This is a genomic window from uncultured Microbulbifer sp. (genome assembly GCF_947504145.1).
Lineage (GTDB): Bacteria > Pseudomonadota > Gammaproteobacteria > Pseudomonadales > Cellvibrionaceae > Microbulbifer.
On the sequence record NZ_CANNGQ010000002.1, the window covers coordinates 739,377 to 757,509 of the forward strand.

General features: G+C 56.7%; 11 protein-coding genes. 6 read left to right on the forward strand and 5 right to left on the reverse strand.

All coding sequences use genetic code 11. The annotated features are described in order from the left end of the window. Window positions 1–96: 96 nt before the first annotated feature. From urtB to urtE, 4 genes are all read left to right on the forward strand, one after another. Window positions 97–1,764, forward strand: coding sequence for an urea ABC transporter permease subunit UrtB (urtB, locus tag Q1A74_RS09735; RefSeq protein ID WP_299595187.1), 1,668 nt, complete (start codon window positions 97–99; stop codon window positions 1,762–1,764). A 98-nt stretch (window positions 1,765–1,862) separates the two neighbouring features. After that, entirely contained in the window at window positions 1,863–2,981 is a 1,119-nt protein-coding gene (gene urtC / locus Q1A74_RS09740) for an urea ABC transporter permease subunit UrtC (RefSeq protein WP_299595593.1), read from the forward strand. 38 nt (window positions 2,982–3,019) lie between these two features. Then, the gene (urtD, locus tag Q1A74_RS09745) at window positions 3,020–3,823 is read left to right on the forward strand and encodes an urea ABC transporter ATP-binding protein UrtD (RefSeq protein WP_299595595.1); all 804 of its coding nucleotides are present in this window, start codon (window positions 3,020–3,022) and stop codon (window positions 3,821–3,823) included. Next, entirely contained in the window at window positions 3,820–4,515 is a 696-nt protein-coding gene (urtE, locus tag Q1A74_RS09750) for an urea ABC transporter ATP-binding subunit UrtE (RefSeq protein WP_299595189.1), read from the forward strand. Before urtD ends, urtE begins: the two co-directional genes overlap by 4 nt. Window positions 4,516–4,596: 81 nt before the next feature. Here urtE and Q1A74_RS09755 read toward each other — a convergent pair whose 3' ends face one another. Beyond that, complete coding sequence (locus tag Q1A74_RS09755; RefSeq protein WP_299595191.1) at window positions 4,597–5,571, reverse strand: questin oxidase family protein; 975 nt, start codon at window positions 5,569–5,571, stop codon at window positions 4,597–4,599. A gap of 229 nt (window positions 5,572–5,800) precedes the next feature. On the opposite strand from Q1A74_RS09755, the gene Q1A74_RS09760 reads away from it, so the two are divergent. After that, complete coding sequence (locus Q1A74_RS09760; RefSeq protein ID WP_299595193.1) at window positions 5,801–8,434, forward strand: chondroitinase-B domain-containing protein; 2,634 nt, start codon at window positions 5,801–5,803, stop codon at window positions 8,432–8,434. A gap of 273 nt (window positions 8,435–8,707) precedes the next feature. On the opposite strand, the gene Q1A74_RS09765 is transcribed toward Q1A74_RS09760, so the two are convergent. Continuing rightward, on the reverse strand, window positions 8,708–9,418 hold the full coding sequence (locus Q1A74_RS09765) for a FadR/GntR family transcriptional regulator (RefSeq protein WP_299595195.1): 711 nt from the start codon (window positions 9,416–9,418) through the stop codon (window positions 8,708–8,710). 149 nt (window positions 9,419–9,567) lie between these two features. Between Q1A74_RS09765 and Q1A74_RS09770 the strand changes: the two genes are divergently transcribed. Beyond that, complete coding sequence (locus tag Q1A74_RS09770) at window positions 9,568–11,556, forward strand: prolyl oligopeptidase family serine peptidase (protein ID WP_299595197.1); 1,989 nt, start codon at window positions 9,568–9,570, stop codon at window positions 11,554–11,556. 98 nt (window positions 11,557–11,654) lie between these two features. Here the strand turns inward: Q1A74_RS09770 and Q1A74_RS09775 are convergent, their stop codons facing one another. The 3 genes from Q1A74_RS09775 to Q1A74_RS09785 all read right to left on the reverse strand — a co-directional run bounded on the left by Q1A74_RS09775 (window position 11,655) and on the right by Q1A74_RS09785 (window position 18,014). Next, complete coding sequence (locus Q1A74_RS09775; RefSeq protein ID WP_299595199.1) at window positions 11,655–12,464, reverse strand: MOSC N-terminal beta barrel domain-containing protein; 810 nt, start codon at window positions 12,462–12,464, stop codon at window positions 11,655–11,657. Window positions 12,465–12,615: 151 nt separating this feature from the next. Beyond that, on the reverse strand, window positions 12,616–14,727 hold the full coding sequence (locus Q1A74_RS09780; protein ID WP_299595201.1) for a TonB-dependent receptor: 2,112 nt from the start codon (window positions 14,725–14,727) through the stop codon (window positions 12,616–12,618). A 242-nt stretch (window positions 14,728–14,969) separates the two neighbouring features. After that, complete coding sequence (locus Q1A74_RS09785) at window positions 14,970–18,014, reverse strand: autotransporter outer membrane beta-barrel domain-containing protein (RefSeq protein ID WP_299595203.1); 3,045 nt, start codon at window positions 18,012–18,014, stop codon at window positions 14,970–14,972. Window positions 18,015–18,133: the final 119 nt, after the last annotated feature.

The window sequence follows — 18,133 nt, forward strand, 5'->3', positions numbered from 1 at the left end:
GAAGTATTGGATTGCCCGGGGCCTGTTTCCGTTTTTGGTGTTATCCAATAAGTGCGACTTGCGCTTGTTGTCGGGAACCGTGTCGCGGAGCTATCTGTGAAAAAGTTGTCTGTGAAAAAGTTGTGTGTGAAAGAGCTATCTCTTCAAAAATTAATACAGTGTTGTGGCCTGCTGCTGGCACTGCTTGCCAGTGTTTGCGCCCAGGCACAGCCGAACACCGCCCCACCGGCGATGGATGCAACCCTGCAGCAGCTGACCAAGGCTAGCCTGCGCGAAACAGGAGCGTTGGTGGAACATCTGGAACGCGTCGGTGGAAAAACCATGCGCCCCTTGTTTGAAACCATGCTGGCGGGGGATCTTCATTACCACAAGGAGACCGGTCAGTTGATGGCCGTCAGAAAAAACGTGGACGGCGACCGACTTGGACGCGACGTGTTTAGTGGCGCAGATTTTGGCGTGCAGCAACGCAGGGACATCAAGAAAATCCGTGTGAACAACCGCCTGCGCAGTCAGTTGCGTAGTGCCCTGGGGCGGATGGATTTATTTCACGGGAGTGAGGCGGAAAAGCGCGCAGCCGTTGAAGCCATTCTCGACGATCTCAGCACCGAGAATATGCGCCTGTTAGAGAGTGCCGCGGATGCCGGCGTTGGCGCAGCGGTAACCGATCTGATTGATCTGGCGGAAGCCATGGTACGGTTACGCGACAGCAGTATCACCGACGAACGCCTGGCGGCAATCGAGGTTATGAGTGAGCGCCTGGAGGCACCGGTACGAAACCAGTTGCAGCGGCTCGTCGATAACGAAAATGAACAGGATATGGTGGTCAAGGCGGCTGCCGCGAAGGCGCTGGATAAAATTTCCGGGCGCATTGAGTTTTACGGACAGCTGGAGCAGCTGTTTTTTGGCCTGAGCCTGGGTTCGGTGCTGTTGCTTGCGGCCATCGGCCTCGCCATCACCTTCGGAGTGATGGGGGTGATCAATATGGCCCACGGCGAGATGATCATGCTGGGGGCCTACACCACCTACGTGATTCAGCAGTTGATGCCTGAGGCAATCGGCTATTCGCTGCTTATTGCAGTGCCGGCGGCGTTTTTGGTGTCCGGCAGTGTGGGTGTGCTGATTGAACGCGGGGTTATCCGCCACCTGCAGGGGCGCCCGCTGGAGACGTTACTGGCAACCTTTGGTATCAGCCTGATCCTACAACAGGCGGTGCGCAGCATTTTCTCGCCGCTGAATATGCAGGTGGTTACCCCGGAGTGGATGAGCGGATCGCTTTCGATCAATCCGGTGTTCTCCGTCACATTTAACCGCTTGTATATTCTGCTGTTTGCCATCGCGGTTTTCGTCACCCTGGTGATGATTCTGAAAAAATCCTCCCTCGGCCTGAACGTGCGCGCGGTATCCCAGAATCGGGATATGGCGAAAGCCATGGGCGTGCGTACGGAAATGGTGGATGCCATGACTTTTGGCCTGGGCTCTGGCATTGCCGGGGTCGCCGGTGTGGCACTTTCTCAGCTGACCAATGTGGGGCCGAATCTGGGCCAGTCTTACATCATCGACTCGTTCATGGTGGTGGTTTTTGGCGGAGTGGGCAATCTGCTGGGTACGCTGGTCGGTGGCTTTTCACTGGGTGTGGCGAACAAGTTTCTTGAGCCGAGCACCGGTGCGGTGCTGGCGAATATCATCGTACTGGTCTGTCTGATCCTGTTTATTCAGAAGCGGCCCAAAGGGCTATTTCCACAGCGCGGGAGGGCAGCGCAATGATTAGGGTGAACCCTGCGTTGAATACGGTAGTGAAGAATGTATGGAGTACAGTCGGCAGTGTGCTGAGTAACTTGCGTCAGCCCGGGAAAGGTTCGTCCATGCTGGTGGGCGTACTGCTGGTCACCACCCTGGCCATGTCCGCGGCTAACCTGCTATTGCCGGTGGATTCGCCGCTGTATGTGAGCACCTACACCATTACGTTGATGGGGAAATATCTGTGCTTTGCCATGCTCGCCATGGCGGTGGATATCATCTGGGGCTACTGCGGAATTCTGAGCCTGGGCCACGGGGCATTTTTTGCCCTTGGCGGTTATGGCATGGGCATGTACCTGATGCGCCAGATTGGCGATCGCGGTGTGTACGGTAATCCGGATCTGCCAGATTTTATGGTGTTCCTCAACTGGCAGGAGCTGCCCTGGTACTGGTCTGGTATGGACCAGTTCTGGTTTGCGGTATTGATGGCGCTCGCGGTGCCCGGCCTGCTGGCGTTTGTGTTCGGCTGGCTGGCGTTCCGCTCGCGGGTGACTGGTGTTTACCTTTCCATCATGACCCAGGCTCTGACCTACGCGCTGATGCTGGCTTTTTTCCGCAATGAAATGGGTTTTGGTGGCAATAACGGGCTGACGGATTTCAAGGATATTCTTGGCTTTGATTTGCAGTCAGATGCCACCCGGGTAGGGTTGCTACTGGTTACCACCCTGTTGTTGGTGATTGCGATCCTTACCAGCCGTGCGATTGTGCAGTCGCGTCTCGGTCGCGTGATTGTGGCTGTGCGGGATGCGGAAGCGCGCTCGCGTTTTCTTGGCTATCGCACCGAGCACTACAAAGTGTGGCTGTTTGTCTACTCCGCATTGATCGCCGCCGTCGCGGGCATGCTGTATGTGCCGCAGGTGGGCATTATCAATCCCGGCGAATTTTCTCCGCTCAACTCCATTGAGGTTGTGGTGTGGGTGGCTGTGGGTGGTCGCGGCACACTTTACGGCGCCATCGTCGGCGCCTTGTTGGTGAACTACGCAAAAACCCGCTTTACCGCGATTATGCCGGACGGCTGGCTATTCGCGCTGGGCGCACTGTTTGTGATCGTGACCGTCTATTTACCCCAGGGGCTGGCAGGCTTGTTGCAGCGTTTTTCCGGTGACAAGCCCGAGCAAGCTGCCGGGCGGGAACTGGATAGCGATGCCTCAAACGGGGTGAGCGGCCGGGAGGCAAATGCATGAACAGTCTGAATGAATTTACCGGGCAGGCGCGAGAACTGATGCGCCGGGATACCACCTGGCCATTTCTGGTGCCGCGGCGGCGTTCGCCGGATGTGTCAAAAAACGTGATCCTGTATCTCGAAGGGCTGAGTGTCAGCTTTGATGGTTTTAAAGCATTGAATGATCTCAACCTGTATGTGAACGACGGCGAATTGCGCTGCCTGATCGGTGCCAATGGTGCCGGTAAAACCACGCTGATGGATGTTATCACCGGTAAAACCCAGTGCGACAGCGGCAGTGCCTGGTTCGGCCAGAATATCGATTTACTGGCTCACGACGAGGCAGAAATTGCTCAGCTGGGTATCGGTCGAAAGTTCCAGAAGCCGACGGTGTTTGAGGCGCATACGGTCTTTCACAACCTCGAGTTGTCGCTGCAGGGCAGCAAAGGTGTGTGGAGTGCACTGACCGCAAAACTCTCGGGCGCTGAGCGCGACCGTATCGACGAAGTGCTGAATATCATCGGCCTGGAGAAGGCCCGTTTCCAGATGGCGGGTGCGCTCTCTCACGGGCAGAAGCAATGGCTGGAGATTGGCATGCTGCTGGCGGCGGAGCCGCGCCTGTTGCTGGTGGATGAACCGGTGGCAGGGATGACGGCGGAAGAAACCGAGCGCACTGCGGAGCTGCTGACATCCCTGGCCGGCAAACACACGGTGATTGTGGTTGAGCACGATATGGAGTTCGTACGCAGTATCGCGCGCACGGTGACGGTGTTGCATCAGGGCTCAGTGCTGGCGGAGGGCACCATGGATCAGGTGCAGAACAACCGGGATGTGATCGAGGTTTATCTGGGAGAAGAAGCGTGATCCGGATCGAGAAACTGAATCAGAAATACGGCGGGACGCAGATTCTCTGGGATCTGGACCTGAATATCGAGCAGGGTTCCTGTACCTGCATTATGGGAAGAAATGGCGCCGGCAAGACGACGCTGTTGAAGTGCCTGATGGGTTTGTTGCCGGCCAGTGATGGGCAGATCCTGTATGAGGGGAAGCCGATTGAGGGGCGGCCGGCACAGGCGCGGGCGAAGATGGGGATTGGTTATGTACCTCAGGGACGGGATATTTTTCCGTTGTTGACGGTGGAGGAGAATCTGCAGATTGGTTTGCCGGCGCGCCGCGATGGCCTGAAGACGATTCCGCCGCGGATTTTTGAGTTGTTTCCGGTGTTGCAGGATATGTTGCATCGCCGGGGTGGGGATCTTTCCGGTGGTCAGCAGCAGCAGTTGGCGATTGGTCGCGCGCTGGTGATTGATCCGAAGGTATTGATTCTGGATGAGCCGAACGAGGGGATTCAGCCGAATATCGTTCGTCAGATCGGGGACGTGGTGACGCAGCTCAATGAAGAGGACGGGCTGACGGTAATCCTGGTGGAGCAGAAGCTGGGTTTTGCCCGTCGCGTGGGCAAGGAGTTTCGTCTGATGCAGAAAGGTTCGGTGGTGGCGGCGGACCGGATGGCGAATCTGGATGACGGACTGATTCGCCAGTACCTCGCGGTTTAGTGTTTTTCGGCTTTGATTTCCCGACAGCTTTGATTGCTCGACGGATGTGATTTCCCGACATAGTATCTTGCGGACTTTTTATCAGCAAAAAACCTGCAGGTACTCCCTGTTCCCATAAAAGTGAAATTCTTCCAATGCGCTGTACGCCAGTTTGATCACATGATCATCGTCACTGTGCAGCGCCTTTTCTGTGATTTCCGCCTGTCGTTGCGGGATGTCCTTAATCACTTCTGATTTCACCGGCTGGATCGTTTTTGGCCCGGTACTCAAATACGCAATCACCAGGCCCTGCCAGAAATAGCGCAACGCCGCCTCCTGATCTGTGCAGTAGGGCAGGATCAGGCGCAGAGCGTGACAGCCGGTTACGCCGTGTAGCAGGGTGAAGTCCCGGGTGCCGAGGTAGGCATCGATCGCGACGCCGGCAATGTCTTCAAGGCCGAGCAACCTGGGTTGGATTGTTGCTTCCATCCAGCCCGCTTGACCGGTGACGGAGTGCATATGGTCTGCGATGTTGCCTGGGGCGAGGGGTATTTCGGGGTATTTATCGGTTACCCGCTGAATCACTTCTTTGGCGGTTGCGATGGCGGGGGTGGTTTCTGTACGACTCGTCAGTTCGTGGTAGTCGAGGTTCCAGTAAGCAAGACCCATGGCGATTTCTTCCAGGTGGCGAGCGTCGACGCCATAGGCGGTGCGAATTAGGCCGTGGAAGGCGGCGGTGGCGATGGCCGGGAGAAGTTTGGGTAATTCCTGCTGCAGGCACTTGGCGATACCGAGGTGCTTGAGCTGCTGTTCGTAGTAGTGCAGAGCGCTGGGGAATAGGTCGTCGCGATTGCGACATTCGGTGATATCAGTGATTTCCTGCACCGGGCTGCCGGGGCGTGGTTGCAGGTGTGGGGTGCTGCGGTCGAAGGTGTGCTTGAGCTCAGTGGGGCCCGCTGACAGTTTGTCCAGAGCGATCAGCACCATGGGCAGATGGTTGGCCAGCCGGTCTCCGTAATGCACGTGATAGCGGCTGCCCGCTTCGAGTAATTCCACACAATTGCGGGTAATGCTCACAAATCCTGCCTCCGCTCAATAAATGGCCATATTTTTTAATTCCGAGCTAATTCAATAGTTTATGTCGCCACAGGCATCCTCCCCAAACCTTCTGTTTGGTTATTTTCCTTTCTTATAAACAATAATATTGTCCAACAAATAGAGTTTTGATAGCGTATTGGTTCTTCGGCCCCGGGTGGTCGAGGAAAGCAAAAATAATTGAATAAAAATGCGATGAGAGGGAAATGCCTTGAATATCAAGTATTTGATAGGCCTTGTCCTGCTCGCCAGTCTGGCGGGTTGTGATAATGGCTCCAGCAATAATTCCAATACCAACCCACCGGATGTGACAGTTCCCGATCCCGATCCCGATCCCGATCCCGATCCCGATCCCGATCCCGATCCCGATCCTGAGCCTGAGCCCGAGCCCGAGCCCGAGCCCGAGCCCGAAACCGGCCCCAACTTCACCCGTGGCAGCCTGGGGGATAACGATTCCGTTCCCGCTATCAATTGCGACAGCACCGTAAACAGCACTTCCGAGCTGGAAGAAGCGGTCAGTTACGACATGGCTGCAGGCACAACCGTGTGTCTGGCTGCTGGTGAGTACACCGGACTTGAGCTGAGCTTCGGCGGTACTGGTACCGAAGAGGCACCGATCACAGTGGCAGCCGCCGAGTCCGGTGCAGTGACTATCGGTGGCGAAGTCAGCGTTAACATGAGCGGCGAGTTTGTAGTGCTGCAGGGCTTCGTGTTCAAAGATGGTAGCTCGGCCAACAGCGACCTGATCCAGACTCGCGGCAATAGCAATACTCCGTGTAACAACTGCCGTATTACCGAGCTCACTATTGTCGACTTCGATGTGGACAGCGAGGACTCCGGCAAGTGGGTGCATATCTACGGCGCCAACAACCGTGTGGACCACAGCTGGTTTGCCGGTAAAACTACCCGCGGCGCATTGCTGGTGGTGGATCGCTGGCTGGACACCGACGGTGGCATGACCATTGAAACCATGGAAGTGGATCGCGCGACCATCGATCACAACTACTTTGGTGATCGTCCGCCGGTAAACGGCAAGGCTTACGCGGATAACGACGATAACGAGTACGAAGCGATTCGTATCGGTACCAGCGATTCCCACACCGGTGATTCTTTCTCCACCGTGGAATACAACTACTTCGAGCGTATCCAGGGCGAAGCAGAAGTTATTTCCAACAAGTCTGGTAATAACACCATTCGCAACAACACCGTGCGCGACAGCTACGGCTCCATCACCACCCGCCACGGTTCCAGCGCTACCATCAGTGGCAACTTCATCCTGGGTGATGACCATCCGTTTGCGGCTGGCCTGCGTGTAATTGACGATGGTCACACCATCGTGAATAACTACATCCAGGGCGCACGCTACAAAGACACCCTGCATCACGGCGGTATTGTGTTACTCGGTGCGGATGGCAATGACGACAACGGCTACCAGCAGGTGGAAAATGTGCTGATCGCCCACAACACCATTGTGGACAGCGTAAACAGCCTGAACGTAGACGGCGGTGGTAAAGCCACCAATCCACGGGATATCTACCTGCACAACAATATTATTACCGACGCCCTGGGCCCGGTGATTGTTGAGGCCGCGGATGGCATGCCGTCGAACTCCGTTGTTGGCGGTAACATTTTCTTCGGCCAGGCGTTCTCTGATAGCGATTCCCTGAGCACTGTGGAAGGCATCACCTTTGCAGACGCGATGCTTGCGGCAGACGCCAAGGGTATTTATCGCCCCGACGGCAGTGTTGATCTGGCGGCAGCCACCGGTCTTGAGAGTGGTACCTTTGGTGCAGTGACTGCGGATATGGACGGCCAAGTTCGTACCGCCACTACCCTGGCCGGTGCCGATGAAACTTCTGACGATGCGGCCACCACAGGCTTGTTGAATGCGGAAGATGTTGGCCCGATCAATTACGTTGCGCCCATGAGCCGCGGCTTCGTGAAAAAAGTGGACATCGCCAACCACGACTTCGACAACGGCCTGGAAGGCTGGACGAATAATGGCGCCGTGCTCACGGATATGGCCGACGAGGTGTTCTCGCGCGGCAGCAGCGTCAAGCTCGACTCGCCGACCGCAAGTGTGTCCCAGACGGTGACTGTTGAGCCCAATACAAACTACACCTTCTCTGCCTTCGTGAAAGGACATGCGGCACTGCAGGTGGTTGCCGGAGGAGAAACTTTCCGCGGCGACTTGAGTTCCACTGACGATTTCCGTCTTGCTACCGTGAGCTTCAACTCTGGTGACGCGACCAGCGCTGAAATTTCCGCACTGATCGATGACGACATTGCCAATGAAGCGGTGATCATTAATCCGGACTTTACCTTAGAGGACCAGGAAGGCTGGGATGTATACGAAGGGACCGGTATCGGCCAGGTACAGGACTCCAGCAACTCCGCCAGTGGTGCTGACGGCTCTATCAAGTTCAAGTACAACGCTGGTGAAGATTTTGGCGATCCCGCCGATCCCAGTATTTCACAAACTGTCAGCGTGCTGGCGAATACCGACTACACCCTGTCCATGTATATTCTGGAAAAAGATGGTAATGACGCCAAGGTGAAGTTTGGTGTGAAAGGAGCAGACGGTACCACGGTTGTTGCCGAGAAGGTTTCGGATTACAGCCTGCTGGATGAGGCGCTCGAAGCGGATGACAGCTTCCGTCCGGACTCAGTATCGTTCAATTCAGGTGACAACACTTCACTGACCATATTTGCTGAATATCAGGGCGATGGCAGTGAGAATCGTGTCGATGACTTCAAGCTCGCGTTTGAAGGCGCCCCAGCGTCCGACACTGTTGTTCTGTTCGACAGCTTCCGCCTGGTTTCCCACCAGGGTGCTGCCGAGTAATGGATGATCGCGCCGGCCGCAAGGCCGGTGCGAATATCCACGGGGCCATATCGCCGGATCATAAAAAAGTGCCACGCAATAAAAATACATAACGTGGCACCACTATCAGGAGCCAGATATGAACCTTTGGAAAAGCGGACAACTGGATATTCTCTGGTTATGGGGAGGGATGTTGTTGACTTCCTACGCCTGGGACTGCTTCCAGTAATGTTCAACGTAAAAAGCCGGCGATTGCCGGCTTTTTACGTGTCGGTTGTGGCAATTGCAGTGAAGTCAGGACTCACCGAGTCGATGCTTATGGCTTTCCATTAGCGACATGCTCGCCTGCATGGCTCGCTCGGGATCTTCCGCCATAATCGCTTCGTATATCTGCCGGTGCTCATCGATACAGACGCCGCCCTCTTTGGAAGAAAAGCGGATAAACCACTGCAACATAGCCGCCATGACATTGCCAAACGGTGTGTAAAAACTGTTCCCGGTAGCGAGAAAAATAATGCGATGGAACTGGGTGTCGACTTCTGTCCACTGTTGCTGATCGAAGTTTTTGGCGATAGCAGCCATTTGCTCAAACGCCTCAGTCAAGCCGGCGCGTTGCTCCGGTGTGGCCCTGGTGGCAGCCAGTGCGGTGGCCTGGGGTTCGATGGCACGGCGCAATTCGAGGAACTGCCGGTAGACACTTTCAGTAGTTTCTACTCCGGCCATCCACTCCAGCAGTTGCGCGTCGAGGAAGTTCCACTGGGTTTCACTGCATACCCGGGTGCCTACCTTGGGCCTGGATTCCAGCATGCCCTTGGACTGGAGCAGCTTGATCGCTTCCCGCAGCACCGTCCGGCTCACCCCAAACTGGGCGCAGAGGTAGACCTCACCGGGAATGATGCCGCCCTGGGGGAGTTCTCCGGAAAGGATCTTTTGGGCGATTTCCCGGGCAATCTGGATGTTCAGATTGCGGCTGGTTTCGGTAATCACCTGGAATTGCGCTGTCATCGCCGTCTCGTGACTGATCGGTATTTGACCGCAAATTGTATAGAGGTTTGGGCGGGAAGTGAATTTGTTACGGCATTGGGTCTAATGGGTGGCAGGGAAAACGTGGCCAGCCTGGGATTTTGAGAGAAAGAAGAATAGGTACAGATGCAATGAAAATTATCTTATTGACGATGGGACTGTTGTTTTTTGGGTTGCTTCCAGCCAGCGTGGCCTGGTCGAAAAGTGGTAACGATCTACCGGATGTCCGCGCTTACGGAGCCTTGCCAACGATCAGTATGGTGGCGCTGTCTCCCAGTGGTGAGCGAATCGCCTACCGAATGCATCAGGATGGCAAGCACTTTGCCGTGGTGTACTCCCTGGCGGAAAACCGCCATATCGCCTCTATGGATCTCGCGGAAATCACACCGAAAAAAATGTACTTCGTCGGCGAAGATGAGCTGGTTCTTGTGGGCTCGGTGGTGCGCTGGTTGATGGGCTACAAAGGTAAGCACGAGTGGAGTACGGCCTATGCTTTTAATGTGAAGCGGCAGGAGGTGCGACCGCTGCTTACACCGGGTGATGGAGTCTATAAATCTCAAAGCGATTTGGGGACGATTGTCGGTATGTCATCCGACAAAAAATATCTGTATATGCCTGCCCTGGTTCCCGACAGCGTTAATGACCTGTCACCGCGGCATTCACTGATGGCGGTTGAAGTGGACTCTCCGGACCGGCCAAAAGTGCATTTCAAAGGGCGCAATTCCTCGGTGGATTTTATCCTGAATAAACAGGGAGAAGTGATTGCCCACGTACTGTTCGATGACCATCGCAATCTGTACCGAATTCTTGCCCGTCAGGAGGAGGACTGGAAGGAAATTTTTCGCGACGAAACTTCCATTCCACGCATTGCCGTCGTTGGTACCACACCGGATATGACATCTCTGGTTATCAAGGCGGTAAACAGTGGAAGCCGGCGTATTGATCTCTACACACTGAATCTTTCAGGGGGAGAGCTGGTGCAAGCGGAAATAGGTCGTGGAGATGCGGATATCGAACAAATATATATGGGACTGGATCGTGTGGTGCTGGGGGTCCGATACTCAGGCTTCAGCCCGTCGTACAAGTTTTTTGATGAGACACTGGATCAGCGTCTGAGCGCGATTCTCACATCATTTCCCGAACATTCCGTTTGGCTGGCTGACTGGAGTCAGGACCTGCAGGATCTGGTTGTGTACGTTGAGGGATCACAGATTTCTGGTAGTTACTACAAATTTACCGCGGGTGAGCCGCCTCAGCATGTGGCGGATACACGCCCGCACTTTGGCCCCGAGACGATCAATCCCATTGGCAAAATAAATCTGAAAGCGCGGGATGGGTTGATCATTCCAACGTTGCTGACGATCCCAGGTGATCGGGTGCAATCCATGAAGAACCTGCCCGCGGTCATGTTGCCGCACGGTGGTCCGGAAGCGTATGACAGTCTTGGGTTTGACTGGATGGCTCAGGCCTTGGCCAGTCGAGGTTATCTGGTTATCCAGCCGCAGTTTCGCGGCTCTGCCGGGTTCGGTGTGGATCACCGTAATGCCGGGCATGGGGAGTGGGGCAAGAAGATGCAGGACGACCTGACGGATAGCCTTGCTGCACTGGTGGAGCGCGGCATGGTTGATCCGGATCGCGTTTGTATCGCGGGGGCCAGTTATGGCGGTTACGCAGCACTGGCCGGTGGTGCATTGACCCCAGATTTATACCGTTGCGTGGTCTCCATCAATGGTGTCACAGATCTCGAAGAAATGATGCGGGATGAAGAGCGAGAGTATGGTAGTGACCACTGGGTGGTGGCCTATTGGGCGGATATTATGAGTGCGGGAGATACCGGCAAAGATCGTTTGCGGGAAGTTTCTCCAGCCTACCATGCCGATTCTTTTCAGGCGCCGGTACTCTTGATTCACGGCGAGGACGACATGATAGTGCCGTTCGAGCAGTCCAGGCTTATGTATAAGAAACTCAGGCGGGCAAAAAAGACGGTACAGTTGGTCGAACTGGAAGGGGAAACCCACAACCTGGTGAAAAGTAAAACACGGCAGAAAACCGTCGAAGCGTTGGTGGGGTTTGTGGATAAACATCTGCAGCCGGTCAATGCAAAAGCGGTGGTGATGTAAATGGAAAGTGCGCAGGGCACGAAAGCGATTTTCGTGCCCTGCCATTCGATGGTGCAACTGTCCATCGGACTGTGGAATATACGGAAGGAACCCCTGATTCAGCGTACTTCTATCCGGTCGCCCACACAGATGGTCGCGGCTTTCTGCTCCGCCGCCGCCGGCGCCAGGTTCATGCCAAAGTAAATCTGCCCATCTTCCCAGCGTCGGTAACTGGCCAATGTTTTCAGCGGCTCTTTTTGCGCGCGCCCGGTGAAAGGATGCAGGCCGGGAATAGCACAACGGGCGCAGGGGTGGGTGCAGTCGAAGGTCAGCGGGCCGTCGTGAGTATGGATGGTCAGGGTTTTCCAGTTGTCTTCGGCAAAGGGTTCGCAGCCGCTGATCACCAGGTTGGGGCGAAAGCGCAGCATGGACACTGGTTCTACCAGGCGGCTGTTGAGGTCATCGAGAGAGGCCTGACTAATCACCAGAAGTGGCGCCGCATCCGCAAAGCCTACCTGGCGGTCTTCGCGTGGCACCTCCAAAGGCCGGCTGAATTCTTCGCCCATGGCCACGAGGCGCACCGGAGTTTGCAGTTGTTCGCTCAGCCATTGGGCCGGTTCATCACCGGCATCGCGGGCGGTCACGTCGTCGCTCCATACACGTACGGTTCTGCGCTCGGCATCCGCCGTCGGTTGAATGACCTCGAAGCGTTCGCCATCGGCATTTTCCAGCCGTAGTCCCTGTGCCGTCACTGTTGCCTTGAGCTGTGCCATGGCACGGGTGCGGCGCTGGGTGACGAATTGATTGTCCGAATCCACCAGCATCCAGCGACGGTCGTTCACCGCACCGAAGGCGTCCAGAGGCAGGGATTTGGACTTGTGTCCCTGCAGGGATTTGACCGGGAAATGATAGAGCGCAGAAATTTCCACTTCGGGTACCTGAATTCGAACTGGGAGTAGTAAGGCTACAGGTAAGGGTATAGACAAGTGGCGCGACAAAAAAGCCCCGCAAGGAATACTTGCGGGGCTTGTAACTGATCAGGCTCTGGCCGTTCGCCGTGGATCTTACAGGTGTCTGCGTTTAAAAATTCTTGTTCCAACCGAGGCTCAATGTGCGACCGCGACCGGCAAAATAGGTGCTGTCGTTCACATAGGTAAGGGTCTGAGAGTAATAAGTGATGTACGACTCGTTCAGCAGGTTTTCCACACCCAGGGTGAAGGTGCCCAGTTCGGGATTGGTGTAGGTGGCCACGGCGTCGAGCAGGCGATAGCCATCGAAGTTGTGTTGCGGCAGGCCACCGTCAAAATCCCGGTCCAGCAGTACCGAGTACTGCAGCCGTCCCTGAACTTCTTCTGCCAGGGGCCCAGCCACGTACAGGTTTACCCGGTCCGGAGCGATATTGCGGCCGTCCAGGTCTTTGTCCAGGCGGCCGTCATTATCGCTGTCGAATCGGCCTTCCAGCTGGCTGTAGGCAATACCGGAGCGCACGCCGGATTCAGACTGGTAGCTGACGCTCAGTTCCAGGCCGTTGATTTCGGTTTTCTGGCGAGTGATTTCGCCCACACCATTGACTACCAGTATGCGCGAGCCGAAATCGGAGTTGGACCAGAAGTAGCTGCCGGCAACTTCGAGGCCGCCGTTCTGATAATTCGCACCGAGTTCGGTGTTGTCGGCGATCACCGGCTGCAGGTCCACCAGGTCCGCTACGGTCTGGTCCGGGGTGTTTACGCCGCGCAGGATCAGGCCGGCGTCCGGCATGGTGAAGCCTTCGGCGAAGGAGGCGAAGAGGGTGAGGTTATCGGTCACGTCGAATACCGCACCGGCGTTGCCGAGCACTTCGCTAAAGTCCGGAGAATCTCCGTCCACAAAGGTGTTGTTGGCACCGGCCACGGTGGTGAAGCTGGGGACTTTCAGGGTGACGTTTTCAACGCGGCCACCGGCGGACAGGCGCAGGCGGTCGTCGATCAGGCGCTGTTCCAGCTGCACGAAGGGCGCCCAACCCTGATACACCATATTCGGAACCCACAGGCGGTGGGTCTGGGCCAGTTCCTGGTAGGTGTTATCGCGCAGGTAGTCGAGGCCGGTCACCAGTTGCAGGCCGTCAACCAAGGTGTTGTCGCGGATAAAAGTCAGCTTGGCACCGGCCTTTTCCGAGGCCAGAGCAGACTGGTCAAACAGGGTGCCCGCGGGGGCAATGTCCGGATCCTGGAATGCAGGAAAGGTACCGCCGCCGTAGAGTGCGTAAAAATCGTAATAGAAGGTCTGCGCGCTCAGCTCACCGCCCAGCAGATCGCTGTGGGTGTAGCTGAAGGTGAGGTTGAGCGCCTCGTTTTCTGTGGGATCGCCATCGCCACGGCCTTTTTCGGAGGTGGCAGGGATGCCCAGGGCCATGTCACCGGGGACCACGCGGTAGTCGCCATCGCCGGCCAGGTTGAAATAGTTGGCGGAGACTTCCAGGCGCTGCGCGGCGTCCAGGTCGTAGCCGAATTTGCTGAACAGGTTCCAGCTCTGGCTATCCATAAAGTCGCCCTGGATCGGGTCTACTGCGATGGGATCGCCGTCGGCGTCGTAGTAAATATCCTGCGCGTCGTAGGCGATGCCGGTGACGAAATCACTCTGCTCGAATTTCTTACCCACCAGGCCGGAGATCTTGTAGTGGTTGTCGCCATCCAGCAGGGCGTCGGTGGTCATGGTGGTATTGACCCGGCGCAGCCAGTCGCCGGAGTCCGGCGCGTCCACGGTGACGTAATTGATTACACCGCCGGTGGCACCCACGCCCTGAATGGCATTGGCCCCGTAAATCACTTCCACGCGCTCGATAAAGTCCGGGTCGATGGTAAAGCCGCTGCGCTCGCCGTTGCGCAGGGGGGTGGACTGCGGCACGCCGTCGGCCATATACAGCGGGGTACGCCCCCGCAGGGTAACGCCGTTGCTGGTTATCTTTTGGTGGGCGGGGGTGAGGCTCGGCACGGTAAAGCTGAGGCTGTCCAGCAGGCTGCTGCTCATGGCCAGTTGCTCGTCCAGCGCGGCGCGGTCCAGCACCTTGACGGTATTCGGAATGGCGCTGATCGGCTTGTTGCTGCGGCTCGCGGTGACGGTGACCGTTTCGATGGATTCGTCTGCGTGGACCGCAGCGGACGCGCACAGGCTGCAGATCACTGCGGCCAAGGTGTTTTTTTGGATGGAAGTCATTCCCTGCCCCTGATTGAGATGGTGTCGGTGTTCCCGGGTGCTGGGGCATGTGGATTCATCAGCCGAGTCGGCCGCTGCCCCTGAGGGTGCGAATGATATAGATTATCAATCGCTCGCTCAATGTGGCGAAGGGGAAAGTGTGTGGGGAAAGTGTGCGGGGAAAATTGGGGGGACAGGCGAAGTGGGGAAAATAAGGCGGCACCCGGGTTCGAGAGTGCCGCGACAAATTATTTCAATACGGGTTACCACTTCTTGTGGAAACCGATACGCGCTTCAAACCCGTCGAACTCGCTGGAGTCGATATCGCGGGTGTAATCAATAATGCCGAACAGGCTGGTGGTGCCGCTGAAGTCTGCGGTGAGGCCAACGCCCGTTTCCAGTACTGCCTGACCGCGGTCCACCAGAATGGACGTGGTGTTGAATAGCACGGCGTCGGAGCCGTGATCCTCGTACCAGATATTTGCCTTGAAGTAGGGGCGCCAGCGGCGGTTGCCGCGCACAATATCCGCAACAATGCGTCCGCCTATTCGCGCGGTGAGCGCATCGACATCGTCAAAGTGGATGTCTGAAAATGCATCGAGGGTATTCCGGGTGCGCTGGTGCAGCCACACCAATTGCGCCTGGGGTTCGAGGGTCCATACCCCGTCGAGGGGAATCGGCACGCCCGCTTCCATGGACCCGAGCCACTGGTCGCCATCAATATCCGCGCGGATCCCTCGGTGTGAACGGCTATCGCCATCAAAGTTTGCATACATCAGCACACCATCGAAGTAAGCGCCACCCGCCCAGTGGTGGGTCCAGTAACCGCCCAGGTTGTACTGATCCAGTTCTACCTTGCCGGTATTCAGGTTCTCCTCGGCCAGGGCAAAGCCACTGACATCCCCGCTGGCGCCACTGACGCCAAACATAATGCCGAAAATATCCCGTTGCCCGTCTATTGGTCCGCGGCCATACAGCGGCGCACCCAGTTGTACGCCCCACAGGTCGCCGTCAAATTCCGGCCGCACCGAGCCGCCTTGGGATTGTTGCAGGTGATTGCCAAAGGCGCGCATCCACAGGCCGCCGAGACCGTCGTTGCGCTTGGACCAGGCCTGCTCACCCTCGCGCTCGTGGAAGGTGCCAAGACTTTCGAGGCCCAGTGCGCGGCTTACCGAAGGCAGGGTCACGTGCACCGAGACTTCCGGCCGGTAGATGGGGATGGGGTCGGTAAGGATCTCGGGACCACCGGAGCTGCTGGATGATGAGCTGCCACCGGAGCTGGAGCTACTGCCTGAACTTGAACTGCTGCCTGAGCTCGAGCCGCTACCTGAACTGGAACCGCTACTCGAGCCGGATGAGCTTCCCGAAGAGCTGGAACCGCTACTGCTGCCTGAAGAACTACCGGAAGAGCTACCGGAAGAACTGCCAGAGCTCGAGCTGCTGGAGCCGCTAGAACTTGAGGAGCTGGAGGATCCAGAGGAGCTGCTCGATGAACTGCCACTGCCAGAACTTGAGCTGCTGGAGCCCCCAGAGCTTGAAGAACTTGAAGAGCTGGAACTAGACGAGCTGGAACTCGATGAACTCGAGGATGAGCCGCCGCTAGAACTGGAGCTTGAAGAGCTACCGCTGGAAGAGCTGCTACTGCTACCAGAGCCACTGGAGCTGGAACTGCTCGATGCGCTGCCCCCCGAACTACTGGAAGAGCTACTTGAAGAGCTACTGGAGGAACTGCTCGTAGAGCCGCCGGATGAGCCGCTCGAAGAGCTGCTTGAAGAACCACTGGACGAGCTACTCGACGAACTGCTGGAACTCGATGAACTACTGGAACTCGATGAATTGCTACCACCAGAACTGGAAGAGCTACTGGAGCTACTGGTCTGTATCGGGTCGATATTTTTTGTATGCGAGCGCAGATACCAATTGTTTTCGGTACCGGCAGACACACCGCCGCGGAACAGGAAGTACTCATAGGGGCCGGCCGCGACAATACCGCCGAGGGTAAAAGCGCTGCTGCTACTGGTGCCGTTGCGCACCTCATTGACGAGAATGCCATCCCCGCGGGTCATCGCGCCCTGGCCGAAGGTGTTGTTAATAAACAGGGTGGTAGAGCCGGTCTCATTGCCGTCGACAATCATCCGGTCCGATGGCGAGCCGTCACTGCCCAGTACGGTATCCAGGTACATACGCCCGTTCACACCCGCATAGTTGCCGGTCACGAGTAACTGGCCGCTGGCATTGTCGTTGCCAACCATATCGATACTGCCGGCATTGGTCAGGGTGACGCCGTTACCGGAAACCGCCGGAGCAATACGGCGCTGGCCATTGTTGGCCAGCAGGGTGGCATCGCGGTCGATCAACAGGGTTCCGGTACCGGTATTGCTGTCGCCAAGTATCAGGTCGCCGTTCATGGTCAGCTGAGAACTGCCGAGCAGACGAATCTGTTCCCACTGGGTCAGGCGGTTGGGCCTATCGCCGGTGGAGGATTCCCAGTCGAGACGGTCGGAACCCTGACCGCCATTGATCGGATAGCCACCCAGGTTGCTGTCGTCCAGCCCAATCAGGCGAGCGAAGTCATCGCCCTCCTGCATATTCACATTGCGGACCTCCCCGCCGCTCCAGGAGAGTTCGTCGTTGCCCGCACCAGCCATGTAGGTCGGCAGTTCGCCGTCGAGAATGACCGCGCGATCGTCTCCGGCACCCTGTTGCACGCTATTGACGAATCCGCCTTCCATCAAAAAGGTATCGGTGCCCGCACCTTGGTCAAGCTGGGTATTGATTCGGCCACCGGCACGGTTGATGACTGTATCCGCGCCGGCATCCAGGGAAAAAGGTGAGCCTTGAATAGTGCCGTAGTTATCCACCCGCGTATCCGCACTGCCAACGACTTCAACGCCGCTGTTAATGGTGCCACCACTTTGATTGAGGATACTCAGGCTGCCGCCGCTGTTCACGCGGACTCCCTGATTGACGGTGCCGTCATTGGTAAACGTCACCATGCCGTTGTTCAGCAGATTCAGAGAGCTCAATATGCCCTGGTTGTCGATGGTCAGGGAGTCGATCATCTGTGCCTGTAGTGGCCCGTTAAAGCTCGTGCCCGCGAGGATGTCGATAGTGAGGTCGCTGAGTCCGCTGACAGAAAACCCGTTGCTGGTTCCGCTACAGGTGACAGTATCTCCAGAATTAGGCGGGGCAGGTTGGCAATCGGCACGAGTGTCTAGGGGAATGAAAGTGCTGCTTAAAAGCAGGGTAACGGATAAGACGGTACTTGCCCGTGCGCAGGCGCGGTCGCTTTTTGATTTGAATGCCATTGCTTGAACTTTTATTTCGATACGCAAGAGATAACCGGCCGGATTTTTCCGGGGGTGCCGGTTCTACTGTGGCTGGCTCGGCACCCGCTTCCGGTCATTTGGATGGAACCAGTTTAGGT